The organism is Methanobrevibacter sp. 87.7 (assembly GCF_002208625.1).
In the GTDB taxonomy this organism is placed as follows: Archaea; Methanobacteriota; Methanobacteria; order Methanobacteriales; family Methanobacteriaceae; genus Methanarmilla.
Map to the genome: position 1 here is coordinate 1 of NZ_MRCT01000011.1, position 20,802 is coordinate 20,802.

At 29.7% G+C, this 20,802-nt stretch carries 34 protein-coding genes; 2 read left to right on the top strand and 32 right to left on the bottom strand.

Annotated features, from left to right (window positions below; all coding sequences use genetic code 11):
* Positions 1-216: 216 nt before the first annotated feature.
* From BGI41_RS01075 to BGI41_RS01230, 32 genes are all read right to left on the bottom strand, one after another.
* Positions 217-438, bottom strand: a complete 222-nt coding sequence (locus BGI41_RS01075) for a 50S ribosomal protein L14e (protein ID WP_042707963.1) — start codon at positions 436-438, stop codon at positions 217-219.
* On the bottom strand, positions 438-956 hold the full coding sequence (gene cmk, locus BGI41_RS01080) for a (d)CMP kinase (RefSeq protein WP_088538406.1): 519 nt from the start codon (positions 954-956) through the stop codon (positions 438-440). The genes BGI41_RS01075 and cmk overlap by 1 nt, the downstream gene beginning before the upstream one ends.
* Positions 956-1,222 (bottom strand): 50S ribosomal protein L34e, encoded by a 267-nt coding sequence (locus tag BGI41_RS01085; RefSeq protein WP_042707965.1) that lies wholly within the window; start codon positions 1,220-1,222, stop codon positions 956-958. Before BGI41_RS01085 ends, cmk begins: the two co-directional genes overlap by 1 nt.
* Positions 1,223-1,400: 178 nt before the next feature.
* The gene (locus BGI41_RS01090; RefSeq protein WP_088538407.1) at positions 1,401-1,982 is read right to left on the bottom strand and encodes a DUF106 domain-containing protein; all 582 of its coding nucleotides are present in this window, start codon (positions 1,980-1,982) and stop codon (positions 1,401-1,403) included.
* 38 nt (positions 1,983-2,020) lie between these two features.
* The gene (locus BGI41_RS01095; RefSeq protein ID WP_088538408.1) at positions 2,021-2,584 is read right to left on the bottom strand and encodes an adenylate kinase; all 564 of its coding nucleotides are present in this window, start codon (positions 2,582-2,584) and stop codon (positions 2,021-2,023) included.
* A gap of 22 nt (positions 2,585-2,606) precedes the next feature.
* Entirely contained in the window at positions 2,607-3,968 is a 1,362-nt protein-coding gene (gene secY, locus BGI41_RS01100; protein ID WP_088538409.1) for a preprotein translocase subunit SecY, read from the bottom strand.
* A 75-nt stretch (positions 3,969-4,043) separates the two neighbouring features.
* Positions 4,044-4,481: an uL15m family ribosomal protein gene (locus tag BGI41_RS01105; protein WP_088538410.1), complete on the bottom strand. Its 438-nt coding sequence runs from the start codon at positions 4,479-4,481 to the stop codon at positions 4,044-4,046.
* 10 nt (positions 4,482-4,491) lie between these two features.
* Positions 4,492-4,950 carry a 50S ribosomal protein L30 gene (locus BGI41_RS01110; RefSeq protein ID WP_088538411.1) on the bottom strand — a complete coding sequence of 153 codons (459 nt, stop codon included), beginning with the start codon at positions 4,948-4,950 and terminating at the stop codon, positions 4,492-4,494.
* A gap of 12 nt (positions 4,951-4,962) precedes the next feature.
* Complete coding sequence (gene rpsE, locus BGI41_RS01115; protein ID WP_088538412.1) at positions 4,963-5,607, bottom strand: 30S ribosomal protein S5; 645 nt, start codon at positions 5,605-5,607, stop codon at positions 4,963-4,965.
* A 2-nt stretch (positions 5,608-5,609) separates the two neighbouring features.
* The gene (locus tag BGI41_RS01120) at positions 5,610-6,191 is read right to left on the bottom strand and encodes a 50S ribosomal protein L18 (RefSeq protein WP_088538413.1); all 582 of its coding nucleotides are present in this window, start codon (positions 6,189-6,191) and stop codon (positions 5,610-5,612) included.
* Position 6,192: 1 nt separating this feature from the next.
* Positions 6,193-6,645: a 50S ribosomal protein L19e gene (locus tag BGI41_RS01125; RefSeq protein WP_088538414.1), complete on the bottom strand. Its 453-nt coding sequence runs from the start codon at positions 6,643-6,645 to the stop codon at positions 6,193-6,195.
* A gap of 105 nt (positions 6,646-6,750) precedes the next feature.
* The gene (locus tag BGI41_RS01130) at positions 6,751-7,077 is read right to left on the bottom strand and encodes a 50S ribosomal protein L32e (protein ID WP_088538415.1); all 327 of its coding nucleotides are present in this window, start codon (positions 7,075-7,077) and stop codon (positions 6,751-6,753) included.
* Positions 7,078-7,085: 8 nt separating this feature from the next.
* Positions 7,086-7,622 (bottom strand): 50S ribosomal protein L6, encoded by a 537-nt coding sequence (locus BGI41_RS01135; protein ID WP_088538416.1) that lies wholly within the window; start codon positions 7,620-7,622, stop codon positions 7,086-7,088.
* 10 nt (positions 7,623-7,632) lie between these two features.
* Positions 7,633-8,025 carry a 30S ribosomal protein S8 gene (locus BGI41_RS01140; protein WP_088538417.1) on the bottom strand — a complete coding sequence of 131 codons (393 nt, stop codon included), beginning with the start codon at positions 8,023-8,025 and terminating at the stop codon, positions 7,633-7,635.
* A gap of 12 nt (positions 8,026-8,037) precedes the next feature.
* The gene (locus BGI41_RS01145; RefSeq protein ID WP_042707977.1) at positions 8,038-8,181 is read right to left on the bottom strand and encodes a 30S ribosomal protein S14; all 144 of its coding nucleotides are present in this window, start codon (positions 8,179-8,181) and stop codon (positions 8,038-8,040) included.
* 12 nt (positions 8,182-8,193) lie between these two features.
* Complete coding sequence (locus BGI41_RS01150) at positions 8,194-8,709, bottom strand: 50S ribosomal protein L5 (protein WP_088538418.1); 516 nt, start codon at positions 8,707-8,709, stop codon at positions 8,194-8,196.
* The gene (locus BGI41_RS01155; RefSeq protein ID WP_088538419.1) at positions 8,706-9,431 is read right to left on the bottom strand and encodes a 30S ribosomal protein S4e; all 726 of its coding nucleotides are present in this window, start codon (positions 9,429-9,431) and stop codon (positions 8,706-8,708) included. The genes BGI41_RS01150 and BGI41_RS01155 overlap by 4 nt, the downstream gene beginning before the upstream one ends.
* A gap of 1 nt (position 9,432) precedes the next feature.
* On the bottom strand, positions 9,433-9,783 hold the full coding sequence (gene rplX / locus BGI41_RS01160; protein ID WP_088538420.1) for a 50S ribosomal protein L24: 351 nt from the start codon (positions 9,781-9,783) through the stop codon (positions 9,433-9,435).
* 8 nt (positions 9,784-9,791) lie between these two features.
* A complete protein-coding gene (locus BGI41_RS01165; protein WP_088538421.1) occupies positions 9,792-10,190 on the bottom strand; it encodes a 50S ribosomal protein L14 in 399 nt (132 codons plus the stop codon).
* A 4-nt stretch (positions 10,191-10,194) separates the two neighbouring features.
* The gene (locus BGI41_RS01170) at positions 10,195-10,512 is read right to left on the bottom strand and encodes a 30S ribosomal protein S17 (RefSeq protein WP_042707982.1); all 318 of its coding nucleotides are present in this window, start codon (positions 10,510-10,512) and stop codon (positions 10,195-10,197) included.
* Positions 10,513-10,516: 4 nt separating this feature from the next.
* A complete protein-coding gene (gene rnp1 / locus BGI41_RS01175; RefSeq protein WP_088538422.1) occupies positions 10,517-10,804 on the bottom strand; it encodes a ribonuclease P protein component 1 in 288 nt (95 codons plus the stop codon).
* 9 nt (positions 10,805-10,813) lie between these two features.
* The gene (gene yciH, locus BGI41_RS01180) at positions 10,814-11,161 is read right to left on the bottom strand and encodes a stress response translation initiation inhibitor YciH (protein WP_088538423.1); all 348 of its coding nucleotides are present in this window, start codon (positions 11,159-11,161) and stop codon (positions 10,814-10,816) included.
* Positions 11,162-11,368: a 50S ribosomal protein L29 gene (gene rpmC / locus BGI41_RS01185; RefSeq protein ID WP_088538424.1), complete on the bottom strand. Its 207-nt coding sequence runs from the start codon at positions 11,366-11,368 to the stop codon at positions 11,162-11,164.
* Positions 11,369-11,382: 14 nt separating this feature from the next.
* Positions 11,383-12,156: a 30S ribosomal protein S3 gene (locus tag BGI41_RS01190; RefSeq protein WP_088538425.1), complete on the bottom strand. Its 774-nt coding sequence runs from the start codon at positions 12,154-12,156 to the stop codon at positions 11,383-11,385.
* A gap of 4 nt (positions 12,157-12,160) precedes the next feature.
* A complete protein-coding gene (rplV, locus tag BGI41_RS01195; protein WP_088538426.1) occupies positions 12,161-12,625 on the bottom strand; it encodes a 50S ribosomal protein L22 in 465 nt (154 codons plus the stop codon).
* Between the two features lie 13 nt (positions 12,626-12,638).
* Positions 12,639-13,049: a 30S ribosomal protein S19 gene (rpsS, locus tag BGI41_RS01200; RefSeq protein ID WP_088538427.1), complete on the bottom strand. Its 411-nt coding sequence runs from the start codon at positions 13,047-13,049 to the stop codon at positions 12,639-12,641.
* A 16-nt stretch (positions 13,050-13,065) separates the two neighbouring features.
* Positions 13,066-13,791, bottom strand: a complete 726-nt coding sequence (locus tag BGI41_RS01205; protein ID WP_088538428.1) for a 50S ribosomal protein L2 — start codon at positions 13,789-13,791, stop codon at positions 13,066-13,068.
* A 12-nt stretch (positions 13,792-13,803) separates the two neighbouring features.
* On the bottom strand, positions 13,804-14,064 hold the full coding sequence (locus tag BGI41_RS01210) for a 50S ribosomal protein L23 (RefSeq protein ID WP_042707990.1): 261 nt from the start codon (positions 14,062-14,064) through the stop codon (positions 13,804-13,806).
* A gap of 37 nt (positions 14,065-14,101) precedes the next feature.
* Positions 14,102-14,866 carry a 50S ribosomal protein L4 gene (rpl4p, locus tag BGI41_RS01215; protein WP_088538429.1) on the bottom strand — a complete coding sequence of 255 codons (765 nt, stop codon included), beginning with the start codon at positions 14,864-14,866 and terminating at the stop codon, positions 14,102-14,104.
* 2 nt (positions 14,867-14,868) lie between these two features.
* The gene (gene rpl3p, locus BGI41_RS01220) at positions 14,869-15,879 is read right to left on the bottom strand and encodes a 50S ribosomal protein L3 (RefSeq protein ID WP_088538430.1); all 1,011 of its coding nucleotides are present in this window, start codon (positions 15,877-15,879) and stop codon (positions 14,869-14,871) included.
* A 326-nt stretch (positions 15,880-16,205) separates the two neighbouring features.
* Complete coding sequence (locus BGI41_RS01225) at positions 16,206-17,033, bottom strand: putative RNA uridine N3 methyltransferase (RefSeq protein ID WP_088538431.1); 828 nt, start codon at positions 17,031-17,033, stop codon at positions 16,206-16,208.
* Positions 17,034-17,353: 320 nt separating this feature from the next.
* Entirely contained in the window at positions 17,354-18,028 is a 675-nt protein-coding gene (locus tag BGI41_RS01230) for an METTL5 family protein (protein WP_088538432.1), read from the bottom strand.
* A gap of 316 nt (positions 18,029-18,344) precedes the next feature.
* Between BGI41_RS01230 and BGI41_RS01235 the strand changes: the two genes are divergently transcribed.
* The gene (locus BGI41_RS01235; protein WP_088538433.1) at positions 18,345-19,844 is read left to right on the top strand and encodes an acetyl-CoA carboxylase biotin carboxylase subunit; all 1,500 of its coding nucleotides are present in this window, start codon (positions 18,345-18,347) and stop codon (positions 19,842-19,844) included.
* A gap of 11 nt (positions 19,845-19,855) precedes the next feature.
* Complete coding sequence (locus BGI41_RS01240) at positions 19,856-20,764, top strand: biotin--[acetyl-CoA-carboxylase] ligase (protein ID WP_088538434.1); 909 nt, start codon at positions 19,856-19,858, stop codon at positions 20,762-20,764.
* The last annotated feature ends 38 nt before the right edge of the window (positions 20,765-20,802 follow it).

Consider the following 20,802-nt stretch of genomic DNA (forward strand, 5'->3'; position numbering starts at 1 on the left):
AGATAATATATTACTAAATTTATATAAAAAGATTACTTAAAAATTTAATAAAAAATGAAATTAAAACAAAGAATAAAAAATGAAAATATCTATAAAAATAATTAAAATATGAAGAAAATAAAAAAATAAGTAAACAAATAAAAAATAGTTAATATATTATAATAAATTAAAAAATGTAAAATAAGTAAAGATTATAAAACAATTATAATAATTGTTCTATAAAGCTTCTAAACTTTTTTTGACAGCTTCGATATCATCAGATACTTCAACAGTATCTTCAGTAGGTTCTAAGTGGCTAATATTACATCTTCTATTTTTAACAGATCCACCTACAACTTCTACAAAGTTATTATCGATAACGTCTACAATTACACATTTTTCGCCAGCTTCTCTACCAGCAGTTTTAACACATACTCTTCCTACTTCTATAGATGCCATTATATCACCTTTAATGTTTCTAAAATAATTTGTGAAATACTTTCAGGATTAAACCTATCTGTATTTAAAATCATATCATAAATTTCATAATTATTAATATCAATATTATGAATTTCCATGTATCTTGAAGCTTCACTTTCTTCTCGTATTTTAATCTCATTACGTGCAACATCAATAGATTTTGATTCTCTTTCTGAAATTCTTTTAGCACGTACATCTAATGGGGCAGTTAGCCAAATCTTAAGATCCGCTTCAATAAAATAAGCTGAAAGCCTTCCCTCTACAACAATATTACCAGATTCATGCGCAATTTCAGCTTGTCTTTTATCAAGTTCTTTATCGATGTCAGCATTATTTTCAGAGAATTTATTAAATTCAATTACACTCATTCCATGTTCTTTCGCCATTTGACGGAAAATTGAACCTGTTGATAAGAATGGAATATTTAATTTTTCAGATAATACCTTTGCTGCAGTAGTAGTTCCACTACCTGCAGACCCACCGATTGTTATAATCATTATTTTCTAGCCTCATCTTTAAAATGTTTACGAGCACATTTAGGGCATAAGTATCCCCCAAATGGACGATTTGGTCTTTTTTGAGTTTTTGATAATTTATTTATTTCATAAGGACGACCACGTGGGACACCATGAAGAACTGCACCACATTCAGCACAAACATGCTTACTAGGTCTTTTCTTTTTATACCTTAATACGTTATCTCCGCCAGGAGTATTTTTATTCATTCTTTTATATGAACGAGATCTAAACCTATTTGCAGGCATCATATCACCTAATTAAATTAATTTTAAAAAATTTCTATAAAATATATAATAATAAAATATTTATCATTAATATATTGCCTTTTGTTATTAATAAATATAAGAGTTTAATTGATTAAATTTAATAATTTTTAATAAAAATTAAAAAAATAAAAAGGAAAATGAATCAAAAAAATTCTAATTAGAATCCTTGTTCAAATCCCATAAATTTCCTAAGAACTTGAGACAATCCAAGAGTACAAAGCATATACCATAATAACCATCCAATAGTCCATGGAAGTGCATTAGGATTAGCAGCACCATATCCAGGGATTAATGGACCAATAAAATGCCAAATTGGAGTCAAAGAGCAATAATATACTAATGGAGGTAAAGTAACAACTGTATTTTTAACTGTAGAAGCAGACATCCACCAAAATACCAAAAGAATTGGAACCATAGTAACAATCATTGGTTTAAATTGCTGAGACATCATTTGACTTTGTTTTTGCATCATTTCAATTTGTTTAGCTTGTACTTTAGCTAATCTTTTAGCATCTCCACTTTTTTGAGCTTCTTTAACTTCTTTCTGAAATTCTTTCATTTCTTTCTGTACACTATTCATTTTATCTTGATCTACAAGATACTTATTAGCAACTGTAGTAATTAAAGATACAATAAATGAAATAACAAATACAGTTAATATAGGATTATTTGGAGTAGGATCCAAAGCTAATAAAGGATTGAATACAGTATCCAAAAATGGTATAATAACATCAAACATTATAAACGCCTATAATTAAATTATAAAAAGAAAAACTTTTAGAAATTATCTAAAAGTTTAACTAATTTATTAACAGTAGAATCTAAATGATTATCATGATTTGAAACAATTTTAACAGTTGCACCTGTTAAAACAGCATAAGCCATAGAAGCAGCCCTATTCATTTTTTGATGTAATTGAATATCTTTAGCTCTTTCTGTGTCTCTTTCTCTAGAATCATCATTTAATCTTCTATAAATAATTTCATCTGGATAAGCTTCAATTAAAATAAACATATCTGGTTGTAATTCTTCAAGTACCCATTTTGGAAGACCTGGTAAATAACCAGATGGAGTATTAATAGTACAATGGGTATCTACAATAATATTTTTATTCTCAGATTGTTTTTTAATTTTAACTGCAGCTTGTCTTTGGATATCTTTTTGAACTTCTGGAGATAATTTTCTTAATTGATCTCTATTTTCAACAAGACCATTATCAATAGCAATTTGAGTCATAACATCTCCATAATTTAAATGAAGATAATCCACTTTTTCTAAAGTTTTATTTAAAACTGTTGTACTTCCAGTCCCTGGAATACCAGTTAAAATTACTAATTTCATAATTTTTGCCTCAATAAATTTCTTATTGTCCTAAGAATTTTCTTAACATTGGATGCATTTCCATAAGTTGTTCTTGTGCAATTTCTTCATAAAGTCTGTAAACAATACCAACAGTAAGTAATACACCAGTACCTCCACCAAGAGCACCAGTTAAATCTGCACCAAATGCTAAAATACCTACAAAAAGACCACCTAAGATAGTTAATGCAGGAATATATTTTTTCATAATTTTATATAATTGTCTTTTACTACTTCTAAAACCAGGAATTTGAATTCCAGATTGATATAATTTTTTAGAAACTTCTTTTGCATTCAATCCACTAATTTCAACCCATAACCATGAGAATAATACACAGAATAATAAGAAGAATATTGCATAGAATATAACCCTAAATGGATTAGTGAAAATCATACTTAAACCGGTAGGTGTAGATAAGTATAAAGCTAAACCACTAACAGCTTTACCTCCTTCAACTTTACCAAAAATAGGCCAACCTAATTTTTGGAACATACTTGCAAGTAATGAAACATTAACAAGTAAAGCACTGGTTAAAATAACTGGCATGTTACTTGCATATATGAATTTTAAAGGATATTTACCTACAGATCCTCTTATTCTACCATGACCTCTAACTTGACCATGTGAAATAGGAATTTCTACTCTCATACTTTCTCCGTAAACTGCAACTAAAAATACTCCAATAGTTGCAACTAAAGGAATTAAAGTTGAGAAATCAGGACTTCCTCCTGCAGCAGCTTGTATAAATCCAGGAATAATACCTGGTAATGAACCACTTGCAGTTGGAATAAAGTTAAATGTACCAACAATAATTTGTTCAGCTACACCAGCAGCAATGAATAATCCAATACCACTACCGAATCCCCATTTTGAAACAACTTCATCTAAATATAAAATTAAAACTGCACCAATAACAAGTTGTAATAATAAAACAGGCATATAAGAAGGATCAATAGGAGTTAAACTTCCAGTATATACTAATACAATTGCTTCAAATAATGTGAAAACTATAGCCAATACTTTCTGTGTACTTTGGAAAAGAGCTTTATCATGGTGTGTAGATAAATCTAAATCTAATAATTTTGCACCAACTAATAACTGAAGAACAATTGAAGCAGTAATAATAGGCCCAATACCTAAAGTAAGAATAGAACCAAAGCTTCCAGCCATAACAGCCCTTAATTGTGCAAATTGATCAACTGCAGTACTACTTAAACCATATAATGGAACTTCTGAAAGAATATAATAAAGAATTAAAACCACAATAGTCCATTTACCTTTTTCCTTAAAATCTTGTCTATGAATAGGAGACTTAACCTCAGGAATAAGTTTATACAATGGAGTTAATGCATCTAAACTACTCATAATTTGCCTCTTTCAAATTAAAATAATCAATTAAACTATAAAAAGAAATTAAAATAATAATATTAAAAAATATTATTATAATTCCACTATTTCTCCACCAGCTTCTTCAATTTTAGCAACTGCAGATGCAGAGAATTTTGGAGATTTAATAACAAGTTTTTTATCAACAGAACCTTTAGCTAAAACTTTATCATAGCCTAAATCAGTTACATCAATAACAATGGAATCTCCATCTTTAGTAGCTAAACCTTTATCTAAAAGATTTTCAGCTTGATCAGATAAATAACTAACATTTACAGGATTAACTTTTTTAATCATTTTTTGAGGTCTTTTAAAACCATGTTTACCAAAGTAGTTTTTATTAATGAGGACAGTTCTAGTCCAGTGTTGTTTACCTGCACCAGCATTACCTCTTCCTCCTTTGTTACCATAACCTCTTCTGTTTTTAACAACTCCACCACCATTAGTTCTGGTACCTCGTTGTTTAGTAATTTTACGTTTTTGTCTAATCATATAATCCACCTTATGCCATTCTTATAGCAAGATCATTGATATCTTCACCACGGTAACCTAAGGAACCTCCTTCAGCAATAGGTTTTCTAATTCCTTTGTATCCTTTTCTTGGAGGGTGGAAACGGAAAACAGGCTTCATACCAACATCTTGAGCTTTAATTTCACCATTGATTAAAGCATTTGCTAATTCTTCAATAGATTTGTAATCAGTATTTTCTTCAAGGTATTCATCAGTAACATGTGCATCACCAGTTAATCTTCCTCTTTTAGCTATAATTTTAGCTAAAGTTTCAGGATTAACTTCTCCCCAAGTAATGTAATCTTTACCTTTTTGGAGCATACCTTTGTAACTATCAGTTTCATCTACTAAAACAGCATGGCTAATTCTATTGAGTCTTAACATGTCTAAAGTATCTGCGATACCTTTTTTTACACCAGTTGTACCTCTAATTCTAATAACTAAAAACATTAAAATCACCATCTATTTAGAAATTACTCCCATAGTTTTAAGATCTTTCTCACTAGCTTTAACATTACATACTTCTTTTAATGCATCAAAGACAGCATTTGCAAAATTAATAGTAGTTTGAGTTTGACCACTAGATTGAGACCATACATCTTGGTAACCTGCAAGAGACATAATAATTTTACCAACATCACCAATTGCAAGACCTACACCTGCAGGAGCAGGCATAAGAGATACATTTACACTTCCAGCTTTACCTTGTACTTTGAAAGGAACAGTATGTTGTTTACCACATACACAACCCCAATCACCACAGCCTCTTCTTACTTTAATAATATTATATTTAGCATTATTGACTGCTTTTCTGATTGCTGGACCTACTTCTCTAGCTTTACCTTGACCTAATCCAACATAACCATTTTTGTTACCAACTGCAACAATAACTCTGAAATTAACTTTTCTTCCAGATTTGTGCATTCTTTGAACTAAGTTAACATCCATTACTTCTTCTTCTAAATCAGGAAGTAAAGCATCTACAATTTCTAATTCCATAATTGGAAGACCTTTTTCAAAGATCTCATCAATGTCAGTGATAGTTCCATCTTTAACCATTTTACCAACATTGGTTTTAGGTTCCCATTCATCCATATTAAAACTCATAGTTATACCTCAGTCTCATCAATTTTATTTTTAATTTCTTCAAAATGGCTAGGTAAGTCTTTAGGATTAAGACCTCTTGCTAAATATTGTGAGAAATGTTTATTTAATTCTTCTTCATCTAATTGATCTGCATAATCTGCAACAGTTTGACCAGTAATACGGTCATCACCAGGAATAACAGATTCACCATAAGGTACATCAAGACCAGCATCTACTGCACCTTTAAGACCTGCAAATACTTTAGATCCTTTAATAGGTGATTTTAAACCAATGTCTAAAACAGCACTATCAACACCAGCATTTAATGCTTTTTTAGCACATAAATAAGCGGTTAAGTATACTGCACTAGTATTTTTAGCTCCACCTAACCAACCTAATTTCCTAAGTTCTTTACTATGTGCTGAAACAACAGTTTCATCACCATCTTTACGAATATTAATAATTTGAACAATAACATTAGCATTAGAAACTCTGACAACTAATCTAGATTTATTTAAATCTGCTAATCTAAATCTTGCAGCATAGTCAGTTTTTCCTTCTCTTCTTCTTCTAAATGCTACTTTATAATTAGATCCTTGAGCCATTCTATTCACTCCTAATCATATCATGGTCACGAGCATAGTTTTTCATATAAGATTTACTTTTAAATGCTCCACCTTTTGCCATTTTGTATAATTTTCTGTAGGTAGTTGGATCAATTTCACCAGCAGCACGCATATCTTTTAAATCAGTTCTTAAAGCTCTGATAGTAGACATCCAAGCTTGTTTTTTAGGAGTTCTTGTGTATTTTGCTCCTTTAACACTACCTTTACCTTTACGTTTACCTTTTTTCTTTTGTTGTGCAATTTTTTTAGATCTGTAGCTACTAATACCTGTTTTAGGTTTTGCTTTAATAGCTCCTTGATTGATTAACTGCCTAACTCCATCTCTTGTAATAGCCCTTGATACTTCTTCAATTTGTTCAGGATCAATCCATACACGATTTAATCCTACTTTAAGTATATCTGCAGCTAATCTTTTTTGAGTAGTAAGATTCATTATAATAAACCTCCATTAGCTTAATAATACTTAAATATTTATTTATATTTAAGTCCCCTTTATAATAAAATAAAATTTAAAATAAAAGTAATAATTAGAATTAATTTATTTATTTAATACTTTAATTCCAAGTTCTGATGCTTTTTCTAACATCTGTGATTTTTTATTTTTACCTATAGAAGAACTTATTCTTGCAGCTTCAGTAGCAGGATCTAAGTTTTCTAATTCTTTTAAATTACGAACAAGAACATCTTTATAACCAGAAGGATGTAAATTCCTAGTATTTTTAGGAGATCCATATCCAATAGCAGGCATATCCGGTTTTCCTGCTTCATATCTTCTCATTTTACTAGTTCTTCCTCTAGGTTTTCTCCATTTGTCTCCAAGTTTTTTATATCTAGCGTATTCTTGCCTTTTAAACCTTTTAACCATATTATCACCTATTCTTTACTTACTAAATATATTCCATCTTGGAATACTCTAGGATCTTTTCCTTTGATTTTAGTTGCTTGTTCTAAGTTAGCCATAGTTTGACCAACATGTTCTTTATTAATACCAGTTATAGTAACTTGGTCCCCTTTAACTGTAACTTTAGTTTCGTCACCAACAATTTTAGAAGTCCTTGGGTGTTTTTCACCTACGAAATTGTCTATAGTTACAGTATTTCTTTTAACTTTTACAGTCATTGGAAAGTGTGCAAATACGATTTTCATATGATATGTAAAACCATCAGTTACACCAATTATCATATTAGAAATATGTGCTTTAATAGTTCCCATCATAGATTTATCTCTACTTTTTGGAAAGTCAACACTTAAAACAACTTTATCATCTTCTTCAACAATAGAAATATTTGGATAATTAAATTCTCTATTGATTTCACCTTGAGGTCCTTTAACAGTAACCCCTTTACCTAATTTAACTTCGACGCCTTCAGGGATATCAATTTCTTCCCTTATAGCTGCAGCTAATACCATTTAAAATCACCTAATACATATAAGCCAACAATCTTCCGCCGATACCTTTTTCAATAGCTTCTCTGTGAGTCATAATACCTTCAGGAGTAGTTACAATAAGAATACCGAAATTTTTTGCTGGTAAATATCTTTTTTCAAATTTCTCAAATTCGTCTTTTTTAACAGCATGACGAGGTTTAATTACACCACATTGATTGATGTTTCCATCTAATTCAACTTCAAATTTGCCTGCTTTATTATCATCTATATATTCAAAATTACCAATATAATTTTCTTTTTTCATAACGCTTAAAACATGTCCAATTAATTTGGAAGCAGGAGAAATAGTACAAGAAGAATTTACTTGTAACTCATTATTCCTGATATTAGTTAAAGCATCTGAAAGAGGGTCCATAAGAGTCATATAATTACACCTCTAGTTATATTTTTTAAATCCTATTTTAGGAGCAACTTCTCTAAAACATTGTCTACAAAGATTGAGACCATATCTACTAATCATAGCAGAATGATCTCCACATCTAGAACATTTTTTAGATCCTTTACCATATTTTTTTGCCATAGTAACACCTATCTATTCTAAATCTACGTAGTTAACATTAAAATGATCTACCATATATTTCATAGTTTCTTCTTTAGAAATTCTATGTCTTTTAGGTACTCTTTTATTTTGGATTTTCCTTTTACTTATTCTGTATCCTGGTTTTTCAAAAGTTACAGAAACATTCATACCAAAAATACCAACTTCAGGATCATATTTAATTCCTGGAATATCAATATGTTCAGCAATACCAAAAGAAAGATTTCCTATATCATCAAATTGAGTAGATTTAATGTTATTACTAATACCTGATAAAACAGTTTTAATAGCATAATCTGCTTTTTCTCCACGTAAAGTTACTTTACATGCAATAGGTTGTCTTTTACGAATACCAAATTCAGGGTTAGTTACTTTTGAAAAAGTTTTAACTGGTTTTTGACCAAACATATCTTCAAGTAAATTAATAGCACGAGATAATTTTTCACCAGCTTCCCCAACACCTATGTTAATAGTAGCTTTTGATATAACAACTTCATTCATTGGGTTCATTGATTAACCTCCAATAAAGAAATAACTGGTTTATCTTCTCCAACAACGAAAGCATAATCTTTTAAAGTTAAGAAATGATCTTTACTTCCGTTTTCAATAATAACAGTATTTGGTTTTGATGAATCATTAACAATGATTTCTTTAACATTACCTAATTCACCAGTGTGTTTACCACCAGTTACAAGAACAGTAGCTCCTTCTTTTAAAGGATAAGATTCAACAATTTCTTGATTAGGTACTTTTAAGTTAACAACATCTCCAACTTTGTATTCATTTTCAACAATAACGTTTCTACCATCATGGAGATTTAATTGAGTTTTTCCACCTTTAACAGTGGTTTTTCCAACAATTTTAGATAATTTAAAACTATCATTATCAATAGGATTTAAAGTTAACCTATTTTTATTATCTAAAAGCACTCTATAAGATTCACCAGTTTTAGGAATAGATATAATATCCATAAATCCTACTGGGAATTTATAATCTTTTCTAGGAGTTCCATCAATTAAAACATTACCGGTATTAATAACCCTTTTAGCTTCTCTAGAATTATCACCAAGAGCTAAAATATCTCTGACAACTACCATTAAAGTTAAAGATTCTTCAATAGCATGAGGTCCAGCTTGTGGTTTTACAGTCCAGGTATGTTCTTTTGGATGAATAGGCCATGATTTAGGTGCTTTAAAAGTTTTTAAATGTTTTCTAGATCCCATTTTTGCCATATTATTCTTCCTCACTTACTTTAATTCTTCTTTCATCGTCTAAATCAACATCAACAATCATCAAATTAGATGGGTGAATTGGGAGATATATAGTAGTTCCATCAGCTTTATTTAAGGTTACACCTTCAACACTAACGGTATATTTTTTATAGTTAACAGCTTCGATTTTACCTTCTTGATCTTTAAAGTCACCACGAAGTACTTTAACTTTGTCTCCAACTCTAACAGGTAAAGATCTTTTACCTAAATCTTGTCTTAAATCTTTACTTAAAGTAGCAGCCATACGAGCATGACGTTGGTGTTTAGGTGCTTTATACATATTTCTTCTTTGTTTTCTTGGTTGTTTAGTCATTAAATCACCTATACTAAAATACTAGCAGCACTACCTACACTAGGCCATCTATCAGCTGCTTCTTTTGCTACTGGTCCTCTGATTTCAGATCCTTTTAATAAACCTTCAGGAGTAATAATTACAGCAGCATTATCTTCAAATTTAACACGAAGACCATCTACACGTCTAAATTCTTTTTTCTGTCTTACAACAATAGCTTGAACGATTTCTCTTCTCATGTCTGCAGTACCTTTTTTAACAGAACAGATAACTAAATCTCCAACACCAGCAGTATCAATTCTTCTACGGACACCTTTAAATCCTTTAACAGAAATAATTTCAATTTCACGAGCACCAGTATTATCAACACAATTTAATCTTGCACCAATAGGTAATGCTTTTGAAACTTTAGATGTAATTGCTTTCATGTTTTTATTCTCCTTTTACTTCAACAATAACAAAATGTTTAGTTTTACTTAAAGGTCTGCATTCTGCTATTTTAACTTCGTCTCCAACATTTACATCAATACAATCAGGTTTATGAACATTGATTCTTGATTTTCTTTTTTCATATCTTTCATATTTACGAATAAATTTGTAATAACTACGTTCTACAGTAACTGTTCTTTCAGCTTTGTTAGTAGTAACAGTTCCTTCAAGAACTTGTCCTCTTACAGGCAAATCACCATGGAAAGGACAATTTGGATCATTACATTCTCTTTCTGGTTCTTTTACATTAAGACCAACCATATTATCACCAATTAAATTTTTTATGCCTTTTCTTAATACGATCTTCAGGACGACTCAACAAAATTTTCCCATTAACTTCAACATGTGAACCATTAGGAAGGGTAAATTTAAAGATTGAAACATCTTTAGGTAATAATTTTTCAGAATTATTAAAAGTTTCAATCAATAAGGTTTTTTTTGTTTCATCAACCACTTTCCCATTAATTCCAACTAAAGATTCATTAGAACTATTAATAACTTCAACTTCTAAGCCTATTAATTCATGAAATATAATATTCTCTGAAGTTATCATATTAATCCCTTAATGTCTACGATGATTTCGTTTTTTATTCCTTTTAGAATCTTTAATTTCAATAGTGTCTGAGGAAAATCCTAAATCAGATAAAACTTCTTTAACTTTAACTTTATGGTCACCTTGAAGTTCAATTTGACCATTTTTAGCAGTTCCTCCACAAGCACATTTTGCTTTTAAGGTTTTAGTAAGCTCTTTGATATCAATATCATGTTCATCAATACCTTCAACAATAGTCATGAGTTTACCAAATCTACGTTTTACTGTATAAACTTTAACTGTTTGAACTTCTCTTGCAATTTCTTCACAAACACAAAGTTCCTCAGGAAGACCACATACTTCACAGATTTTAGACATTTAATTCTCCTTCTCCTTTTCATTCATGATTGTAAGAACACGAGCGATTGTTCTTTTAAGTTCTCTAATTTTACCAGGGTTTTCAATAACACCTGAAGCGGAACTTTTAGCTATATTTTTAGCTAATTCATCTTTAAGTTCAAGTAATTTTTCTTGGATTTCTTCGTTTTCCATTTCCCAAATTTCTCTGCTTCTTAAGATTGCCATTATTTCAACCCCATTTATTCATCATTAGAATCTTCAACTTCTTCAGAAGCTTCTTCTTCAGAGACTTCTTCAGAAATTTCTTCTAATTCTTCTAAGTCTTCGATTTCTTCAGTTTCTTCTAAAGATTCTACTTCTTCAGAAGCTTCTTCTTTAGGTTCTTCAGAAACTTCGACTTCTTCAACAATATCTTCAACTTTAGGAGCGATGATTTCAACTTTATCAGGTAAAACTGCTTCAGGAGGCATAATTCTTACATATATACCTAAAACACCAGGTTTTAAATTTGCACTTGCAAATCCTTCTTGAACATATTTGATTGAAGGTTCACCACATTTTTTAAGGTATCCTTCAACGAATTTAGCAACTGCAGATCTGGAACCTCTAATTTTTCCAGAAATTGTAATTTCTACACCTTGTGCTCCAGCTCCCATAATCCTACGAATATTAGAATAAGCAACTCTTCTGAAATGCATTCCTCTTTGTAACATGTTTGCAATTTTAGCAGCCATGATTTTAGGATTTAATTCAGGGACATTTACTTCTTTAACTTCAATTTGAGGATTATCAAGATCAAATTGTTCTTTGATACTTTGGGTAATAGCTCTTACAGTTTTTCCACCTCTACCAATAACCATACCAGGTCTTTCAGCATAAACTACAATCATAGTTCCAAGAGGTGTATTATGTAAATCCATTCCACCGTATCCTGCTCTTTCAAGTTCAGATTCTAAGAACTCGTCAATTTTTGTTCTTTTGAGACCTTCAGTAACAAAATCTTTTTCTATCATAAACTTAAGCCTCCATTAAAACTATTTGGATATGAGTAGTTGGTGTATTAAATGGAGTTACTCTTCCAAAAGCTCTTGGAATTGCACCTCTAATAACCATTCCTCTGTGACTTGAAATATGTTCAATTTTGAGGTTATCAGTATCCATTCCTTTATATTCAGCATTTGCTTCAGCATTTTCTAAAACTTTTAATACTTGTTTAGCAGCTTTAACAGGGTATCTTCCTGCAGTCCATCCTTTCATACCTTTTCTATGACCAACTTTTTTGTTGTGTCTTTTAAAAGGTACAGCTTGTTTTTCTGCAATAACATCATTTAAGTAAGCTTTAGCTTTTTGTACATTCATTCCTCTAATTGCATTACAAATATCTACACAATGTTTAGGGGAAACTTTAAGAGATCTAGCCATAGCACGTGCTGTTTGTTTTTCTTCATTTTCTTTTTCATTATAAGCATATTTTTTAGCCATGTTAAAAATCTCCTTATTTCAATGGTACAAACATAGATGATCTTGTAGCACCCATACCTGGGTCACCATGTTGAACTCTTTGTCTAGTTGGTGCAAATTCACCGAAGTAACAACCAATCATTTCAGGAATAATAGCTACTTCTTCAAAGGTTTGACCATTGTATATTCCAAATGTAGTTCCAACCATTTCAGGAAGAACAATCATATCTCTACAATGAGTTCTAATTACTATAGGTCTACCGTCTTTACTTCCTTCTTTATTTAATTTTCTCATTTTATCTAAGACAATTTGTTGTCTAGGTAAAAATCCTCTTTTTAAAGATCTTCTTTGTCTTGCTGGTAATAACTTAATAAAATCTTCTAAAGACATATCTTGTAATTCTTCTAAAGTATATCCACGATACTTATATATTTTTTTAGCCAAGAAGCCACCTCCTTAATTATCTTCGTCTACCTGTACGTTTAGCAGCAATTGAACCAACTTTTCTACCCGGTGATGCATGTCTTGAAATAGTAGTAGGACGTCCTGGGTGTTGTCTATTACCTCCACCATGAGGGTGATCTACTGCGTTCATTGCAACTCCTCTAACAGTCATAGATTTTTTACCTTTAGCTTTAGCTGCATACCATTTATTACCTGCTTTAAGATATGGTTTTTCTTTTCTTCCTCCACCAGCAACTATACCAATACTTGCACGACATTGAGGATTGAAAGATTTAAGTTCACCAGATGGTAATTCAATAACAGCTTTATCAGCATCATGAGTAATTAAAGAAGCATAAGTACCAGATGATCTTACAAAACGACCACCATCTCCAGGTCTATTTTCAATATTATATACTGGAGTACCTTCAGGAATTTCTGCAAGTGGTAATATATTACCGAAACTAATAGGAGCAGAAATACCACATTCAATTTCATCATTAATTTGAATACTTTCAGGTGCTAAAATAAATTTTTGTTCACCGTTTTCAAATTTAACTTTAGCAATAGGTGCAGTCCTAGCAGGGTCATGAACGATATCAGTAACAATACCTTTTAAACTTCCTTCTTTTTCAATATCATCATAAACTCTGTATTGAATTTTATCTTTGAATCTGTGTGATGCTACACGATGAGGTGGATTTCCTCTACCTCTTCTTTGATGTATTAATCGTTTTCCCATTCAACTTCCTCCTTAGAATACTCCTATTTTAACAGCAATATCTTCAGCTTTTTCTTCTTCTTCAAGGGTAATGAAAGCTAATTTTACACCTTTTGGACTTATATGAGTGTTAACTTTTTTAACTTTTTCATCATATAAAGTTTCGAAAGCTCTTTTGATATCTGCTTTTGTAGATTCTCTAGCAACAACAAAAGTAAGTTCATTGTTGAAATCAATTGCATTCATAGTTTTCTCAGTAACATGAGGTTTAACAATAACTGCGTATGGATCCATTTTATCTACCTTCTTATACAATAAATCCTAAAAGAATTTATTGGAATAATCCTCCTAATTTTTCAACAGCAGATTTTGTAAAAATAGTTAATCTTCCTGGGTGAGTACCTGGAGCTAATAATTCCGCATTTAAATTTTCTACAGATACAACATCTACACCAGCGTGATTTCTAGCACCTAATTTGATACCTTTATCATCACCAACAACTACTAAAGGTCCTTTAGCTTTCCTATATTTACGACCTCTAGTTTTTCCCCTACCTGCTCTTATTTTTTTACCTTTTTTAGCACGGACAACATCATCATAGACACCTAAATTTTTGAAAATTTCACGAGTCTCTTTAGTTTGTTTAACAGATTCAAGATCATCTTCAACAACTAAAGGGAATGCTGGGACATTTTCAACTTTGTGTCCTCTTTTTTCTACTAAATCTTTATTAGCAGTAGCAGCTACAGCTGATCTAATAGCTAATCTTCTTTCTTTAGTGTTTATTTTTTCATGATGATTTTTGTCAACTCTTAATGGGTGAGCTTTTCTTCCACCAATAGCTTGTGGAACGAAAGCAGTCCTTGCACCATTTTTAATCCTTGGTACCATAGCAGCACCTCTACCTGAACCCCAAGATTCAGCAGAAGTTCTTTTACCTGCCATAGGATCGTTACCCATAGGTTGTATTCTAGCAGTTTGTGATGAGATAACTGCTCTTTTAATAAGATCTGGTCTATATACTTCGTTAAAAATAGCTGGAAGTTCTACATCGCCAGAAACTTCTCCTTCAATAGAATAAACATTTACTTTCATATTTAGACCCCTTGTTTAGATTCAGTACTAATAAAGTTAATTTGTGGGACAGATTCATCAGTTGATTTAGGTCTGATAGCTTTCCTTAAAATAACTAACCTTTTACTAGGACCTGGTAAAGAACCTTTTACTAAAACATAATCATTTTTAACTAATCCGTAATTAATGAATCCACCATCAGGATTTAGTTCATCGACAGTAGTTTTTTCACCAATTTTTAAGACTTTTTTGTTAAATTCAGTTCTTTTATGATAACCCATTTGACCTGCTTGTGCAACAGTCCACATAGTTCTGTTAGGAGTCCATGGACCAATAGAACCAACGTGTCTTTCTTTACTACTACGTGCAGCTTTACCATATTGAATTCTAATATTCCATCTTTTAATTACACCTTGGAATCCTTTTCCTTTAGTGGTTGCAATAGCATCTACAAATTGACCTTCATTAAAAACATCACTAGCTTTAACTTCATTACCTAATAATTCAATTGCAGCATTGAGTTTTTCTTCAACAGAAGTTCCTCCAATAGCACATTCAAATATTTCAGGTTTTTTCTTAGGTACACTAGCTAATTTAGGATTAGTATGTACTAAAACTTTAATTTCAGCAGTACGGTCTAAATTATCCTGGATTTTTGCAATAGCATCTGATTTATTGTAATCTTTAGGAAGTGAAATTTTCCTAGAGAGTTCTTTATCTAAATTATCTGCAAGAACCTCGGTAATTACTTTGTATCCACGATTTGTTTTTTCATATGATCTAATACCCATTACTACAACAGGTGGTACTTCCAATACAGTGACTGGAGTTGAGACTTCCATACCAGCAGTAAGTGAATTTTTATTACTATCTACTACGGTAGCATGAGTCATACCAACTTTATAACCAGCAATTGCTAGTAATTTGGATTCATCACATTCAGGCCATGATTTAATTCTAGGAGTTTCTTTAGCTACTCTTTTTCTAGGACTAAATGCTACAGAACCTTTTCTTGGTTGATGATGTCTAACCATTTAATTTAACCTCCGGTTTATTATTTTTTCCATAAATTAATTAGTATTAATTAATTTCAGACACATTTAAAGTCAATAATTATCTTTTAATTAAATTGACTATACATAAGATAGAATCATAAAATAATAAGATTATTAAATAATTCTAAAAATAAATAACGAAATCTTACATAACGTAGACTAAGTTATATAAATATTAATAAATATATTTGAATTTAAAGCAATAATTTAAATTCAAAAAAAGTTTACAACATAAAATAAAGAATAACCATCAATTATAAACTTTTACAGCAAGCTAACTATCAATAAAAAATTTAAAAAAATAATTAATCAGCTAAAAGCATATTGAACAAAGATAATGTAGATAAAACTGCTTCTTCAGTCCTAACTGTTTTAGTACCTTGATTAGGGATAGTATTTAATTCAATAACATCCCAATTAGGATTATTGAAGTTACCTTCTACAGAAGAGTAAGGACCACCGAAGACTATTGCAATATTATTAGATTTATTTACTTTATACCTTAATTCATCAAAAATAGAATTTATTGTATCTGCATATCTTGTTGTAATAACAACGAAGTCAGGGTTAAGTTTATTTAAACTTTTATTGAGACTTTCATTATTATAAATAGTCTCATATCCCCAGTAAATGTCATCTGGTTCTTCAGGTGTGACTATTACTTCTTTTGCAATTTTAGTGATCTTAAAACTAAAAATTTTATTAACAGATAATTGCTCTTTACAAAAAGCTAATTTATCCATACCAATATCTACAAAAGTTCCTTTTTTATTTCTTTTAACCGTAAAACCTTGTCTATAATCTCCTTTTTTAGGAGAATCATTAGTAGGATGATGCGGAGTCCTTAAAGGTGGTAAAATTCCAACATGTTTTAAATCAGCTTGAATAGGGAATGCCCTTTTCCTCAAGTATTGAGGAGTATTCATATAACTTAAAACATCATACATGAATTTAGCATCTTTTTGACCTTTTTGATCATTAAAGGAACTATCATTATAGATAATTACCTTATTCAAATGAAAAACAGCTAATGCTCTACCGATAATACCTACTTTGTAGGTTTTTAACTTCAAGTCATTAGTTTCTGCGAGATATGAATTAGGTATAAATAAAGATAAATTAATATTTTGCATTTATAAAGATTTGTTAAAAATACTATATAAATGTATGTAAATTTTTGATAGCTATCACTAAATAAACTTATAATCAGTATTATATCAACTATAACACCTGTAGCTCAGCTACAAAAAAATATTATATCCTCATGAATATAATAATATTATTTTGTATATAATACTATATAAAGCTATTGTTTTTTAATAGTAAATTTAAGATTTAAGAGAAGTTAGAAGAAAAAGAAAAAATAATTAATAGTAAAATATTATGAAACTAAAACAAATCAAATGAAAATAATAAAAAATAGAAAATAAGAAATTAAGATATGAAATATAAATTAAAAAGTTTCAACACGTAAAACTATAACTTTAACATCTTTTGATTCACGTGTATGAAAATTATAAATCTTTTTTAATGGAAAATTATAAAAAAATTCATGAGTAATTTTACCACCTAAATCTTTAAAATAATTTTCAACAAAGTCTTTAGTACTAGCCATATGAAATGAATAAATAACTTGACTATTTTCAATAGCAAATTCCATAAATTTTCTATCTGCACCTTTTTTTGTTTTCTCCTGAGATCCAAAAGGAGGATTTTGAATAATTGTATCAACTTTATCATTTAAAAATCCAGAAACACCTAAATCTTTAATTTTTTTAAGGGAATTTATATCACTTTGATAAAAATGTAAAGAATCTAATTTTTGTGTGTCTACCCTTATATCAATTGATGATTTTTTAGCAAGTTCTAATGATTCTTGATCAATATCAATACCAAGAACATTTTTTGCACCAAGAAGTAAAGAAGAAATAGCAAAAATTCCAGTACCACAACCTAAATCTACTACAGATAAATCACGAATATCCCCTAAAGAATATGCATTCCACATAATATCAGAAGCAATAGATGCAGGAGTAGAATATTGTTCAAGTTCAACTTTTGGATTTGAATGTGATGGTATATTCTGTATAATCATTTCTAAATGTTTCTTTTTTCTAATTTTTCCCATATTAATCAACATAACTAAAGAAGTAAATAACTTACTATAATATTATATAAAATATTATATTAAATTTCCCAATAAGTAAATTTTAAAAAAAAATTATTAAAAATAAGTAATGAATAAAAAAATCCAATATAAAAAATTTGAAAAATAATAATAAAAAGTTAATACTTTAAAAAACAGATAAAACATTATATAATATATTATATATTATTAGTACTTATAAAAAAACAATATTTAATATTCCACTTAATTTAACTTAAATATAATATATGAATTAAAAGTAGTATTAAATAGGTTAAAAAAAGAAAAGAGGTTTCAAATGTTTGATAAAGTATTAATTGCAAATAGAGGAGAAATTGCAATTAGAATTATGAGAGCATGTCGTGAACTTGATGTTAAAAGTGTTGCTATATATTCTGATGCAGATAAAACTTCTCTTTACACTAATTATGCAGATGAAAAATATCCATTAGGAAATCCAAGTCCTCAAAAATCTTATTTAAATATTGACAAAATTATAGACATTGCTATTGACTCTGGAGTAGATGCTATACACCCAGGATATGGATTTTTAGCAGAAAATTCCGAATTTGGAAAAAAATGTGAAAAAAATGGAATAAAACTTATTGGACCTAAAGGTGATGTTATAGAAAAAATGGGAGATAAAATAACATCAAAACAAATGATGAAAAAAGCAGGAGTTCCTGTTATTGAAGGTACAGATAAAGGTGTAACTGATATTGAAAAAGCTAAAAAAATTGCAGCAGATATTGGTTATCCGGTAATTATCAAAGCTTCCGCAGGTGGTGGAGGTATTGGTATGCGTGCTGTTTATGAAGAAGATGAATTAGTACGTGCTATTGAATCAACCCAATCAGTTGCTAAAACTAATTTTGGAGATTCAACAGTTTTCATTGAAAAATACCTTGAAAAACCAAGACACATTGAATTCCAAATTTTAGCAGATGAAGATGGAAATGCAATACATCTTTGTGATCGTGAATGTTCTATTCAAAGAAGAAATCAAAAATTACTTGAAGAAGCACCATCACCAATTATGACTAAAGAACTTAGAGAACAAATGGGTGAAAGTACTGTAAAAGCAGCAGAATATGTTGGTTATAGTAGTGCAGGTACAATTGAATATTTATATGATAATGGAAATTATTATTTCCTTGAAATGAATACACGTATTCAAGTAGAACACCCAATTACTGAAATAATAACTAATGTAGATCTTGTAAAAGAACAATTAAAAATTGCATCTGGTGAAGGATTAAATTTATCACAAGAAGATATACAACCACATGGACATGCTATTGAATGTCGTATAAATGCAGAAGATCCATTTAATGGATTTGCACCAAATCCTGGAAAAATCACAGGATATAGATCACCTGGTGGACCAGGAGTACGTTTAGATAGTGGTGTATATATGAATTATACAATTCCACCATTTTATGATTCAATGATTTCTAAATTAATTACTTGGGGTGGAACAAGAAATGATGCTATTAGTAGAATGAAAAGAGCATTAAGTGAATATATTATTCTTGGAGTAAAAACTACAATTCCATTCCATAAAGCAATTATCAGAAATCCAAACTTCTTATCTGGAGATTTAAATACACACTTCATTGATGAAAATAAAAAAGGAATATATGAAGAAATGGAAAATGTAGTTGCTGAAGATATTGAACGTGTAAATCGTTTAAAATCTACATTTATGCCTGCTAAAAAAATTGCAGCAATTTCTGCAGCAGTTGGATCATATTTAAATGAAACTAAAATTAATGAACTTAATAAAAATAGAAGATAATTGTGATAAAAATGAATAAGGACATTTTAAACCTTTTAGCAAATAAGTTAAACTTAAAGGATAAAAGTGCAGAAGAAATTTTACAAATAGGTATTGAAGATTTAACAAAAGGTGTTAAAGAATTAGGTACTGAACCTATAGACTCAATACCTAGAGAAAAAATTAGAGGTTTACTTGAAACTAAAGAAATAGGTAGAGAATTATACTGTTTTAAATCAGTAAAATCTACAAATATAGTTGCAAAATTTTTATCAGATCATGTTTCTAACGGAACTGTAATTATTTCAGAAACACAAACAATGGGTAAAGGAAGATCCGGTAAAAAATACGAATCTCCTGAAGGAGGAATTTGGTTATCCATTATATTAAAACCAGATATATCTCCTGCAAAAGCACCATTATTAACACTTACTACTGCAGTTGCAGTAACACGTACATTAAAAGCTTTTAACATCGAATCTGAAATCAAATGGCCTAATGATATATTAATCAATGATAAAAAAGTATGTGGAATCTTAACAGAATCTATTGCTAAATTCAATGATTTACAAAGTATTATTGTTGGTGTTGGTATTAATTCACAAATAGATATTAATGAATTACCAGAAGAACTTAGAACTAATGCAATATCACTTACAGAAGTAACTGATCATGTTAACAATATTAAAGGACTTGTAAAATTCTTAAAAGAATTTGAATATTGCTATAATAAATTCTTAGAAGAAGACTTTAATTTTATCTTCAATGAATGGAGAAGACATAACCACACAATAGGCAAAAATGTAGAAATCAAACAACCTTATGATAAAATAATTACTGGATATGCAGTAGGTATTAACAAAGAAGGTGCTTTAATCGTTGAAGAAACTAATGGAAACTTAGTAAAAATATATTCTGGAGAATGTAGAGTTTTAAATTAAACTCTAATTCTTTTTTTTATTTTTAAAAAAAAAAATAT